The sequence below is a fragment of the Agrobacterium sp. FDAARGOS_525 genome (assembly GCF_003938925.1).
Lineage (GTDB): Bacteria > Pseudomonadota > Alphaproteobacteria > Rhizobiales > Rhizobiaceae > Agrobacterium > Agrobacterium pusense.
Window position 1 is genome coordinate 624605 of record NZ_RKIU01000004.1, and the last position, 12538, is coordinate 637142.

A 12538-nucleotide genomic window follows, 5' to 3' on the forward strand; every position below is an offset into this window, starting at 1 on the left:
TGGCGCTGCCGATCGCGACACCTTGTGGCGCGCGTGCTGTCGTTTCGGGGTTTTGGTATTTGGCCCTACTGGGTCTGGCTCGGGTGAATCTCGCTGTCGAAGCGGCTCAATAATCGACTTCGCTCTTCCGGCTGGCCGAAGGTGGCAAAGTCGTAATCCACCATCTTGATCATCGATATATCAGGTGCCGTCAGCGGCAATGTCGCCCTGGCGTTGGACGGCACCTGGTTCTGGCCGGCCATGGCGCCGGTTTCCTGTCCTTCAGGGCTCAGCGCAAATTCCACGAAGGTCTGCGCAAGCGCCGTATTGTGGTTGCCCTTGACAATGCTGACCGCCCCGATCTCGTAACCGGTGCCCTCGCAGGGCGCGACGATGACCAGCGGGAAACCCTCGATCTTCTGGGTCACGGCATCATGCATGAAGGAAATCCCGATAAGAACCTCACCCCGCGCCGCCGCCTTGACGGGTGCCGAACCGACCTTGGTATAGCCTACGACATTGAGGTTCAGCTTCGTCATGAAACCAAAGGCTTCTTCCTCGCCGAACAGCTGCACCAGCGTGGCGAGCATGGTGAAGGCCGTGCCGGAATAGTTCGGATTGCCGGTCAGGATATGGCCGCGATAGACGTCCTTGGCCAAATCCTTCCAGCAGGTGGGAGCGGGCAAGCTGTTTTTGGCAAGCAGTTCCGAATTATAGGCAAAACCAAGCGCGCCAGCATAAATTCCAGCCGATTTCGACCCGGACATCGCATTGAAGTTCTGCGCCCAGGGCAACAGATCCTGTTGATTGGCGGGCCGATATTCGTCCAGCAGGTCTTCGGAACCTGCCTGCAAATGTGTATCGCCGGTGCCGCCCCACCACACGTCGACTGTCGGACGGGATCGCTCGGCGCGAATCTGGTCGAGAATTTCGCCGGTGCTTTTGCGGACCATCGAAATTTCAAGTCCGGTCTTGGCTTCGAATGCCCGCTGCATGGTCACGCACCAGGCCTCATCGACGCCGCACAGGACGTTCAACTTCGGTTCGGCCATGCCATGCCCTGCGCCGCACAGCCAAAGGACCATGCTCGCCGCAAGTGCGGTCAGTGCTTTCAATTAAGCCTCCCTGCCTGGAACCTCCCCGTTCCAGTCTCCATCAACAGCATGTCACATCCTGTCCGCACCGCAATCGAAGAATGGTTACCAATCTTTCACCGCACTGCCGAACAAGATTACAGATATTACAATTATGACAGGAGAGATAACCAGCGAGCCTTTGAAGATAGCCGCCACCATGCCTATGATGGTGGCGGGAGGAAGTTGCAGTGCTTAATCAGAAGGTTCGCATTCTGATCGTCGAGGACGATCCGGATATGGCCGAGCTTATCTCGGATCTCGTCGAGGCCGAGGGCTGGCTGCCCACCTGTGCGCGCTCCGCAGAGGAGGCCGACGAGATACTGGCAAAGGACAGGATGCAGCTCGTCCTCGTCGATCACAATCTGCCTGGCACGTCCGGGCGCACCTTCGCTCAGCGGCTGCGCAGCCAGATCGACATCGGCATCGTCATGGTCACCGCCGCCGGAAGTGCCGCCGACCGGGTGCTCGGCCTGGAAACCGCCGCCGACGACTACGTGGTCAAGCCCTTCGAACCAATCGAGCTCACGGCGCGGATCAAGGCCGTCCTGCGCCGGACAATTCCCTCGCTAAAACAGGAGAAGGACAGCGAGCGTGACCACGGGCGCGCGGCGCTGCGGCTTGGCGACTGGGCGATCGATCTTGATGCACGCCGCGCTGTCTGCCTCGCGGACCGCAGCCGGACACTGACGAGCGCCGAATTCGCGCTTCTGGAAATTCTTGCCGAGACGCCCAACCAGCCCGTCAGCCGTTCCCAGATTCTCGACAGGCTGGGTTCGGAGAGCGACCGTTATATCGACAGAAACGTCGACGTGCTGGTGCTGCGGCTGAGGCGCAAGATCGAGATAAACCCCGATCTGCCGCGCCATATCAAGACCCGGCGCGGTAAGGGTTACGTGCTCCACACCGATGAGGGCGAGCCCTACCCGTGATCAGCCGCTCCTTCCTTTCCTCCATCGCCTTTCGCCTGCCCTTTGCGATCGTCTTTACCTGCGTCCTCGTCTTTAGCCTGTCCGCCATCGCGATTTACGGATTGCAGCGCGCCCGCGATGAAATGGCGGCCTATGGATTGCAGGCCTTCTCCAGTCTCGCCAAGGCCTCGCTGGTCTCGCGGCAGGTCTCCGATCTCGTCTCCAGTGCACCTTTCCTGATGAATGCCGCCTCGCCCTATCGCGTTTCCAGCGAAAGCCGCTCCGTTGTCCAGCAGGTCGATCTGCTTCTGCAGATGACAGAGCCGGGCAGCGGCGAGCGGGCAGCACGCGGCTTTGCGAGTGAGCGTATCGTTGAACTGCTGCAGCGTATCCGAGCGCAGACACTCGATCTCGCTAAGGATGCCGATGCCGCGCAGGGCCACAAGGCGGAGGCGGCAGCCGCGCTCGGCGAAATCGCCACCGGTCAGGGTATCCTCGATCCGGAGCTGCGCCGGCGGATGAATGGCATCGTACAGGCCGCGTCCGCGTCCGACAGTCTTTTTCAGCTTGGCGAACTGCGCCGCCGCTATGTGGCGGAAACAACGGCGCGTCAGCAGGGTTATCCGGGCGAGCGCCTGCCCATTGCCGAGCTTCAGCCCTATGAGCGGGTTTTCGAGGCCCAGAGCCGTTACCTTCTGGAGATGTTCGCGATCCGCGCCTCGGTCTCGCGCCTTCACACCGTCTCGCGCGATCTTTCGCATGTGACCGAAACGCAGGGCGATGCGGTCGCGCGCAGTCTGAACGAAGACCTTATCTCCACCTCCGATGCTCTCAACCGGCTGCTGATCATTGTCGCCGTTGCCTCGCTGTTGGTTCTCATCGTGGCGATTTTTTCGATCCGGTCGGTGATGCGTGTCTCGCGCGGGATCGTGACGCTCTCCAACGGCATGAATGCCCTCGCCAAGGGGGAAACTGATGTCGGGCCGCCCTCCTATACGGGTCCCGAGACGGAGCTCATCCGCCTGCTCGACGCGTTTCGCGCCTTCCACGACAGCGTCGACCGCGTCTCTCGCCTCAGGCGTACGGCCGAAGCCGCAGCCCGCACCATCCGCTCCACATTCCGCAACATGAATGAGGGAATAGCGCTGTTCGATCCGGCCGGGCGGCCTATCACCATGAACCGCCGCATCATCGAACTTGTCGGGCGCTCCGGCTCGTCCCGAAAGCTGCCGATCCGCCGGTTCGTCGAGCCCATTCCCGAAATCGATTCGACGCTGCTGCCCTTCGATGGTGGGCATGGGAACCTGCTAGAGCGCGCCGTGGTGCGGCATCGAACCGCCGACCAGCGGGTTATAGAAATATCGATGTCGCGCCAGCCGGATGGCGGCATCGTGCTGCTTGCCCGCGATGTGACCGCGCTAGACCGGCAGGAGGCGGAAGCGGTCAAGGCCCAGCGGCTGGACGGCATCATGCGCATGACCCACCAGGTCAGCCACGAGGTGGGCAACATGATCGGCATCATCACCGGCAGCCTCGGCCTTCTGGAGCGAGAAGCCGGTTTCAATGACCGCCAGAACCGGCATATTGCCCGCATCCGCAAGGCAGCTGATCGCGGCCGCTCCCTGGCCAGCAGCATGCTGACCATCGGCAGCCAGCAGCCCATCCATCCAAGCTGCATTAACGTGGCCAATCTCCTGCGCGGCATGGCCGATATTCTCGAGATCGCGGTTGGCCCCAAATGCCGGATTGCACTCGATTTCGATGATGATCTTCCGGCCATCCCGCTCGACCCCGCCCTCTTCGAGCAATCCATCCTCAATCTCTGCCTCAACGCCGCGGCCGCCATGCCGGACGGCGGCCTGATTTCAATCGAGGCGGTCTGCGAGAAGGATACTCTGGCGATAACCGTGTCGGACGAGGGCATCGGCATGACGCCGGAGGCCGTGGACAAGGCCTTCGAACCCTATTTCACCACCCGGGGGGACCATGGAGGCGCAGGCCTGGGACTTGCCATGGTCTATGGTTTCGTGCGCCAGAGCGGTGGCGAAGCCCACATCCATTCAAAGCCCGGTGAGGGCGCAAGGGTGCAGCTGCTTTTCCCGATTCATGCCGGGCAGGCGAGATAACATTGCAGGATCGGGTGTCGGGGCACTGGCGCCCGGGGATCAGCCCTTGCTGATGCGCAATCCATCCAGAAAGGTCCGGAAACTCCTTACGGCCCGTTCCGACGTTGTTTCCGGATCGTCAGAATTGGCAATCCACTGGGCTGCGCTGCTGCTCGCGGCATTGATGAAACGGGCACACGCCTCGGAATCGATATCGGCGATCGTTCCCTCCTGCTTGAGCGCATCGAGACTGCGCGAAACAGCGGAGATACAGCCATTGGCATTTGGCCAGCGGGATGGATCGCCAAGGACGGCCGGTCCATCGCGAAACATGATCCTCTGGATTTCCGGTTCAAGCGCCATACGGACATAGCCGACATTCTCCTCGACAAACCCTTCCCAACGCGTCGAGGCTCTCGAAGAAATCTCGCAAAGCCTTTTTGTCATCTCCGCATCGATCTCGGCCACCACCGCCAGCAACAAACCCTTCTTGTCCCCGAAATGATGGTAGAGCGCACCACGGGTCAGCCCTGCCTCGGCGGTAAAATCATCCATGGAGGCCTCAGCATAACCAATACTGCCAAACGCCCTGCGTCCGGCAGCCAGCAGCTTTGCCCGCGTTTCAGCAATCATTTCACTGCGAGGTTTGCGCATTTTTGCTCCAGCATCCACATACGTCGCGTATATTAGTTGACATACGCCGCGTATGCAATTATTTCATTCACATACGCCACGTATGTGTGTGGTGGATACTCCCTAAACAAGGTGCATCCGATGTCTAATCCATACAGAGAAATTTTCCGGGTTCCAGGCGCCAAAGGCTTTTCAGCTGCAGGTTTCTTCGCCCGCCTCCCCATTGCCATGGCGCCGATCGGCATCGTGGCCATGTTGTCGCAAACGCATGGCGAATATTGGCTGGCAGGCGCCGTATCGGCAACCTTCGCGCTGACCAATGCCGCCGTCGCGCCGCAAATCTCGCGGCTGGTGGACCGCCGGGGCCAAAGCAGCGTTCTCATCCCCGCGACCATTCTATCCGTCCTCGCCTTTGCGGCGTTGATCATCGCCACCAATCAGCGATGGCCGGCGTGGACGCTGTTTCTTTCCGCTTTCCTCGCCGCCGCCATGCCAAGCATCCCAGCCATGATGCGGGCCCGCTGGACGGAACTCTTTCGGGACCGGCCGGAACTGAATACGGCCTTTGCCTTCGAATCCGCGGCTGACGAACTTGTCTACATTGCGGGTGCATCGCTTTCCGTCGGGCTTGCGGTTTCGCTTTTTCCAGAAGCGGGCATGATGATCAGCACGGCATTTCTGGCGGTCGGAACATTTGCCTTTCTTCTGCAGCGATCCACAGAACCCAAAGTGCGTCCGGTCGAGGGCGGCCGTCGGCAGCGTTCTGCAATATGGCTGCGTCCGGTACAGATCATCACGGTCGCGCTGATCTTCGTCGGCTCGACTTTCGCCACCGCCGAGGTGAGCGCCGTCGCCATCACCAAGGAACTCGGTCAGCCGGAAACAGCCAGCCTCGTCATCGGCGTCTATGCCATTGGCTCCTTCGTCGTCGGCCTGCTTCTTGGTGCGCTCAACCCGAAAACGCCGCTGCACCGGCAATTGCTGATCGCTGTCAGCGTTCTTGCCCTGACGGCGCTGCCGCTCCTCGTCGCGGCATCCAGTGTCGCCCTGCTTGCCTTTGCCGTGTTCCTCAGCGGTGTGGCAATCTCTCCCATTTTCATCACCGCTTTCGGCCTGATTGAACGCCGGGTGCCGGAATCGATGCTGACGGAAGGCGTGACCTGGGTCATGACCGGTATCGGTATCGGCATGGCGCTGGGCGCTTTCGTCTCGGGATGGGTGATCGACAATTTCGGCCCGGACAATGGCTTCTGGGTGTCGGTCGCCGCAAGCCTTTCAACGGTGACGATCATTGGGCTTGGTCAGCGCAGCCTCTCGGCGGAGCGAAGGCATCCGGGTGGGTCTCCGGCAGCGCAGCCCGCCGAATGATCCGGGCTGGCGGACACTGAAACGGACGGACCGCACCGCTTCTCATGAGTAGACGCTTCAAAAACGCTTCTCCGCGCAGGATATGCGGAGAAGTCAATAACCGCCCGTCAGGAAAATACTCTCGCCGGTCATAAAGCTGCAGGCCTGCGAAGACAGGAAGATGGCGGCGCCCACCATTTCCTCCGGCTGACCGGCTCGTCCCATCCAGTTCAGGGTCCGGACATATTCAGCCCAGCCTTCGGGGTCTTCGTCCCGGCGATGGGCATTGCGATCCGTATCGACCAGACCGGGCGCTAGAGTGTTGAGGAGAACATTGTCCTTCGCGTAGTCGCGCGCCTGACTCTGGATCAGATTATGCTGCGCAGCCTTGGTGGCGGCATAGGCGGTGACGATGCCCTTCGGCCGCAACTGGTTGACCGAGCCGATGGAAACCACCCTTCCCCATTTTCGCGACGCCATGCGCGGCAGGATCGTCTGCAGCATGTCCACTGTCGACCCGAGATTGACAGCCAGCTGAAACGCCAGATCATCGGGCTTCAGCTCCGACAGTACCGCATTGATCTGGGCGCTCGCATTGATGACGAGAATATCAACCGGTGCGACCGTCTCGGCGCGCTCTACAAGATCGCGCCCGGCGCCCGGTTCGGAGAGATCACCCGCCAGCTCTTGGACCAAGCCGCCGCCGTCCGCGATGCGTTGCCGCACGGCGGTTGTCGCACCCGGCTTCACGCCATGCAGGATGACATGCGCGCCGGCCCCCGCCAGCCCTTCCGCTATGGCTGCCCCTATGCCGCGGCTGGAACCGGTGACGAGCGCCGTGCGGCCTTTCAAACCAAAGACGCTTTCAAGACGCATAATTTATCCTTCGAACAGTGAAATGCGCGCGCCGGCAATTCCGGGGCGGCAGGAGAACAGGCCACCAGACAGCGGGGCGTCGGCGAGCGTGGATGCCGGCAGGCGCGTGCGGGCACTGGTGATGAAGAGCGTCGACAGGTCCGGCCCGCCGAAGGCCACACTCGACGGGCGCGGCACCGGCATCTCGATCACCTGATCCAGCTTGCCGTTCGGAAGATAGCGGCGCACGCACCAGCCGTCCCAGATCGCACACCACACCCCGCCTTCCGCATCCACGGCGAGGCCGTCCGGACGGCCGTCGGCCACGGGAATACGGGCAAATTCACGGCGCTGCGACAGGGCGCCGGTCGTCGGGTCACAATCATAGGCATGGATAAGGCCGGGCACCGTATCGACGAAATAGAAGGTCCTGCCATCGGGGCTCCAGCCGAGACCGTTGGAGACGACGATGCCGCCTTCCTTGCGTTCGAATGCCCCATCGGCATTGATCCGATAAAGCGCGCCGGTGGGCTTGGAGGCATCGATGCGCATCGACCCGACCCAGATGGCGCCGTCCGGCCCGCATTTGGCATCGTTCAAGCGGTTATCGCCAATGCCAGCCTCCGGGCTGACGAAGGGTGTCAGCCGGCCCGAAGTGAAGTCCAGCCATTCGACGCCATCCTGCGACGCCACCAGCAATCGCCCTCCGGAGACTGGAATGACGGCACTGACCAGCTTACCTGTCTCGCAGGTTTCGTTACGGCCGGTGGCGGGATCGAAACGATGGACGGCGGGGTGCAGAATATCCACCCAGTAGAGCGCGTTTTCGCCTTCATGCCAGACCGGGCTTTCCCCAAGCTGCGCCCCCCAGGGAAGAATGCAGCTGAGTTCGGCGCTGGGGCGTCCTGTTGCCGAACGCGGTCGTGGCCGCGAGCTGATGGCGACAGCCCCGGCGGCGCCGGTAATCCGGCGTGCAGCGGCAATCAGTTCACGCCCGGCAGGATGAATGTTGGACGCATCGAGCCGCGACGACGGCCCGAGCGCGACAAGCACACCCATCGGCGTATTGTCACGGCCCATGACGGGTGCGGCAACGGAATTCACCCCTGGCAGGTGCTCCTCATAGGAGATCGAGTAACCCCTCGCCCGCGTCAGCGTCAGATCGGCCTGAAGTGCATCGAGCGTGGTAATCGTCCGCGGCGTCTGCGCATCGAGCGTCAGCCGATCGAGCAGGGAACGGCCGACAGCAGGGTCTTGAAAGGCAAGCAGCGCCTTGCCCGGCGCGGTACAATGCAAAGGAACCCGGCGTCCCACCTCTACCCGCACGGAGAGACCGTTTGGAGAACGTTCCGCGAGATATTGCGTCATGATACCGTCCAGCCGGCAGAGCGCTACGGTCTCGCCCAGTTCGGCAGCCAACCTCTCGAGTTCGGGTGTCGCGGCCGATACCAGATCGAAGCTCTCCCAGACTTTGTGGGACATTTCGAGAAAGCGCTGGCCCAGAACATAGGTTCCACGCGCCTCATCCTGACGGACGAGCCCATAGGCTATGAGGGTGCGCAGGATGCGGGCGAAAGTCGGCTTGGGCAGGCCGGAGGCGCGCAACAGTTCAGCAAAACGCGGCGGCTCCGGCGCATCGGCCACCATGTCCAGCAGGGTCAACCCCTTCGCCAGCGCAGCGGTGCCGCCCGGTGTCTCGGGTTTCATCGCGTCTCCTTCGCGAGACGCTGCCGCCTTGCGGCGGCCGCCTCTTCCAGCATCCGGTCCATCGTCCATTGTGCCTCAAACCCCAGGGTGTTTTTGATCCGCTCGTTGGACGTATGGTAATAAACGCCGTCGCCGGGAAAATCGACAGTCACGATGGGGAGGCTGGTCACCGCGGCCATTTTCGGCAGAAGCTCGGCGAAATCGGACGGCTCATCCGCGCCGAGATTGAAGATGCAGCCCGCCGCATCAGGGTGATCGAGGGCGAGCAGGATCCCCGCCACCATATCGCGTGTAGCGGTTATGTGCATGCGGTATGGCCGGCCGTTTTCATTGCGCGCCAGTATATGCGACGCTTCGCCGATATCCCGGGACTGTAGCAGTTCGGCAATCGCAACGTTCCCGAAATTCCGCTGCTGTCGAATGCGCGGCCGCAGGAAAAAACGCGGGCCGGAGAAGAAGCTGTCTTCATCCAGCAGCTCAGCCGCATCCTGCGTATGAGAAAAGCGCAGGATCACGGTTTCCATGCTGCCAGTCCGCTGGTGAAAGCGAACCAGTTCCTCGCCCAGAAGCTTGGTCAGGCCATAGGGCGAATTGGGGCGAAGCGGATGATCCTCGGTGACCGGCAGGAATTCGGGGCGGTTTTCCGGATAGACTTCTCCTGACGAGGCGAAGACGAACCGCTGCACGCCTGCGGCTGCGGCCGCATCCAGAAGACGGCGCGTGCCTTCGACATTGACCGCAAACATGCGGTCCCGGTCCTCCGGCGCCCATGACATAAAGGCCCCGAGATGCAGAACGGCGCTCACACCTTCCATGGCTTTGGACAGCGCCTGCCCGTCCTCCAGCGATCCGACGACCTCCTCACCGCCCGTACCCGACGGACGAAGGTCAAAGCCGCGGACCGCCCGAGCGTCCATACGCAAGGCAGCGGCGACAGCACGACCCACACGGCCTGCCGATCCGGTGACGAGGATCATAGCCGTGCTCCGGTCTTTGCGTCGAAGAGATAAAGCTGTGCCGGATCAAAGCCGAGCTGAAGCGCTTCGTCAGCCCGAAGGTTGCCGCTATGCGAGACGCGGGCGATCAGCCCCTTGGATCTGCCCTCCTCGCCATCTGCGACCCTTGCGCCTTCCGCATCGAAATAGACGTATTTTTCCGATCCCAGACTTTCCACCAGCGTCGGACGAACGCTGAAGGTCACCGGCCCATCGGCCAGAACGAGATGCTCTGGCCGCAAGCCCACGATCACGCTACCCTGCCTGGCAGATGCCGCCGGCAGGTTTACCCTCTGGCCGAAAACAGTCAGCGCGCCGTCACGCAGTTCCGCGTTGAGGAAATTCATGCCGGGCGATCCGATAAAACCGGCGACAAAGAGGTTGGCCGGATTGTTGAAAAGCTCATCGGGCGCCGCGATCTGCTGGATAATGCCGCCCTGCATGATAACCACCCGGTCCGCCATGGTCATGGCTTCCACCTGGTCATGCGTCACATAAACGGTGGTGACACCGATACGCTTGTGCAGGGCGCCGATTTCGGCACGCATGTGGACGCGCAGCTTGGCATCGAGGTTGGACAGCGGTTCGTCCATCAGAAAGGCCTGCGGCTGACGCACGATGGCTCGGCCGAGCGCCACGCGCTGCCGCTGTCCGCCCGAAAGATCCTTTGGCTTGCGATCGAGATAGGGCGTTACCTCAAGAATGCGCGCCGCGTCATCCACCCGGCGATCAATCTCCGTCTTGTCCGTGCCGCGCATCTTCAGGCCGAAGCCGATGTTCTGCCGGACCGTCAGGTGCGGATAAAGCGCGTAATTCTGAAACACCATGGCGATGTCGCGGTCACCCGGCGCCAGATCCGTGACTTCGTTTTCGCCGATGAAGATCTGCCCTTCGCTTGCCGGTTCAAGGCCCGCAAGGATCTTCAGCATCGTCGACTTGCCGCAGCCGGAAGGCCCGACCAGCACCACGAACTCGCCGTTTTCGATCTCGAGCGAAAAGGGCCTGAGCACGTTGAGGGCGCCATATGACTTGCTGACATTGCGAATGGAAATATTGGCCATGCTTACTTCTCCGCGCCAGCGGTGAGTCCGCCGACCAAATAACGTTCCAGAAACAGATAGATTGCGATGATCGGCAGCGCGATGAACACGGATGCAGCGGAAATGTCGTTCCAGTAGGTGACGTATTCGCCCTGCATCGTGGTGATGCCGAGATTGGCCGTCCAGTTGTCCGGCGAGTTGACGAGGAAGGTGCGGGCATAGGCGTAATCCGCCCAGCTGAGCACGAAGGCATAAAGTGCCGTGGCAGCAAGACCGGGTGTGGCGATCGGAAGCACGACCCGGACCATTGCACCGATCGGCGAGCAACCGTCGACCATCGCGGCCTGCTCCAGTTCCTTCGGAATGGTGTCGAAATAGCCTTTCAGCATCCATGTGGCGAAAGGAATGATCATGGTCGAATGCGCCAGCACCAGTGTCCAGAGGCTGCCGATCAGACCGAAGCTGGAAAAGATCGAAAACAGCGGAATGACGAGCAGCGTTGCAGGAAGCATCTTCGCTGTCAGGACGAAGAGACCCATGGTCGCGCCGCCCCGCATGGAATAACGCGAAAGGGCATAACCGGCGCTGACGGAGACGAGCATCGACAGCGCCACCGAGCCGACGGCCGCAAGCATCGAGTTCCACAGCCATAGCAGGATCGGCTTCGCGGCCCAGACCCTGGCGAAAATGTCCCATTGCGCATCATCCGGCCAGAAGGTCGGCGGAAGGCGGTACAGTTCATCGGTGGTGGAGAGCGCCGTGACCAGAAGCCAGTAGACCGGGAACAGGATCATCACCAGCGTGAAGATGACAGTCGCGTAAAGGGCAAGGCTCTGTAAAAATGTCCGTTTCATCAAAGCCTCCTCAATAGATCGATTTCGAACGCCGGCCGAGCATCAGAAGGCTCGCGACGATACAGATCACCAGTGTCAGCACGCCGACGGCGGCGGCGCGGCCGAAATTGTGATACTGGAAGGCCTGGTCATAGGTCATGATCGACAGGGTCTGGGTCGACCTCAGCGGTCCGCCACCGGTCAGAACCTTGATGATGGAAAAGTCGCGGAACACCCACAGAAGCGTCAGCACCAGCGTCACGCCCAGCACCGGCATCAAAAGCGGCATGGTGATCCAGCGGAAACGCTGCCAGACGCTCGCGCCATCCACCTTTGCCGCCGCGTAATAATCGGCGGGAATGGACTGAAGGCCGGCGAGGCACATGATCGACACGAAAGGAAAACCCTTCCAGACCATGGTGATAGCGACAGCCCAGAAGGCGGCTGTCGAACTGCTCACCCACGGGATCATCTGGTCGGTGAAACCGAGCTTTATCGCCAGCCATCCGAACAGCCCGAAGGACGTATCGAACATCCATGCGAAGATGACGACCGCGATGATTTCCGGCACTGCCCAGGGCAGCGCCATTCCCAGCCGCGCAACGGTTCGGCCCTTGAAGCGGTTATTGGCCAGAAGCGCCGTGCTGAGGCCAACGGCCACGCTGCCCGCGGTGACGACGACAACCAGCTTCAGCGTCACCCAGCAGGCGAGCCAGAATTCCGGCGATGAGAAAAGCCAGGTGTAATTGCTCAGTGAAAACGGCCGGCTTGCGCCACCGAGCCGCGGTATCTTGACCTGCTGGAAAGACAGGTCGATGGCCAGCACAAGCGGCCAGACGATGATGGCGGCAACCATCAGGACCGCGGGTGCGATCAGAATATAGCCGAGGAGATGTTGCCGGCTGGGACGCGCAAGATCAAAGAACTTGCGGCGCCCGGCCCGAGCGGGTGCGGTCATGGATGGTCCTCCTGCCGGATGCGGATGGTAACCACGGCCCGC

11 protein-coding genes are annotated in these 12538 nt (G+C 61.5%); 3 read left to right on the forward strand and 8 right to left on the reverse strand.

What is annotated here, in order from left to right; all coding sequences use genetic code 11:
- Positions 1-65: 65 nt before the first annotated feature.
- Complete coding sequence (locus EGT36_RS19240; protein ID WP_502697446.1) at positions 66-1094, reverse strand: ABC transporter substrate-binding protein; 1029 nt, start codon at positions 1092-1094, stop codon at positions 66-68.
- Positions 1095-1303: 209 nt separating this feature from the next.
- On the opposite strand from EGT36_RS19240, the gene EGT36_RS19245 reads away from it, so the two are divergent.
- Together EGT36_RS19245 and EGT36_RS19250 are read left to right on the forward strand one after the other, a co-directional pair.
- The gene (locus tag EGT36_RS19245) at positions 1304-2044 is read left to right on the forward strand and encodes a response regulator transcription factor (RefSeq protein ID WP_004438193.1); all 741 of its coding nucleotides are present in this window, start codon (positions 1304-1306) and stop codon (positions 2042-2044) included.
- Entirely contained in the window at positions 2041-4149 is a 2109-nt protein-coding gene (locus EGT36_RS19250; protein ID WP_125270861.1) for a sensor histidine kinase, read from the forward strand. The genes EGT36_RS19245 and EGT36_RS19250 overlap by 4 nt, the downstream gene beginning before the upstream one ends.
- Positions 4150-4188: 39 nt before the next feature.
- Here EGT36_RS19250 and EGT36_RS19255 read toward each other — a convergent pair whose 3' ends face one another.
- The gene (locus tag EGT36_RS19255) at positions 4189-4782 is read right to left on the reverse strand and encodes a TetR/AcrR family transcriptional regulator (protein ID WP_004438189.1); all 594 of its coding nucleotides are present in this window, start codon (positions 4780-4782) and stop codon (positions 4189-4191) included.
- 120 nt (positions 4783-4902) lie between these two features.
- On the opposite strand from EGT36_RS19255, the gene EGT36_RS19260 reads away from it, so the two are divergent.
- On the forward strand, positions 4903-6129 hold the full coding sequence (locus tag EGT36_RS19260; protein WP_125270862.1) for an MFS transporter: 1227 nt from the start codon (positions 4903-4905) through the stop codon (positions 6127-6129).
- Positions 6130-6222: 93 nt separating this feature from the next.
- Here EGT36_RS19260 and EGT36_RS19265 read toward each other — a convergent pair whose 3' ends face one another.
- The 6 genes from EGT36_RS19265 to EGT36_RS19290 are packed head-to-tail and all read right to left on the reverse strand — an operon-like array spanning position 6223 to position 12496.
- Entirely contained in the window at positions 6223-6984 is a 762-nt protein-coding gene (locus EGT36_RS19265; protein ID WP_037090995.1) for an SDR family NAD(P)-dependent oxidoreductase, read from the reverse strand.
- 3 nt (positions 6985-6987) lie between these two features.
- Positions 6988-8739, reverse strand: a complete 1752-nt coding sequence (locus tag EGT36_RS19270) for an SMP-30/gluconolactonase/LRE family protein (RefSeq protein ID WP_172965675.1) — start codon at positions 8737-8739, stop codon at positions 6988-6990.
- A complete protein-coding gene (locus EGT36_RS19275) occupies positions 8667-9647 on the reverse strand; it encodes an NAD-dependent epimerase/dehydratase family protein (RefSeq protein WP_125270863.1) in 981 nt (326 codons plus the stop codon). Before EGT36_RS19275 ends, EGT36_RS19270 begins: the two co-directional genes overlap by 73 nt.
- Positions 9644-10726 carry an ABC transporter ATP-binding protein gene (locus EGT36_RS19280; RefSeq protein WP_125270864.1) on the reverse strand — a complete coding sequence of 361 codons (1083 nt, stop codon included), beginning with the start codon at positions 10724-10726 and terminating at the stop codon, positions 9644-9646. The genes EGT36_RS19275 and EGT36_RS19280 overlap by 4 nt, the downstream gene beginning before the upstream one ends.
- Before the next feature lie 2 nt (positions 10727-10728).
- Complete coding sequence (locus tag EGT36_RS19285) at positions 10729-11559, reverse strand: carbohydrate ABC transporter permease (RefSeq protein ID WP_004438176.1); 831 nt, start codon at positions 11557-11559, stop codon at positions 10729-10731.
- A 10-nt stretch (positions 11560-11569) separates the two neighbouring features.
- On the reverse strand, positions 11570-12496 hold the full coding sequence (locus EGT36_RS19290; protein WP_006698684.1) for a carbohydrate ABC transporter permease: 927 nt from the start codon (positions 12494-12496) through the stop codon (positions 11570-11572).
- Positions 12497-12538 lie beyond the last annotated feature (42 nt).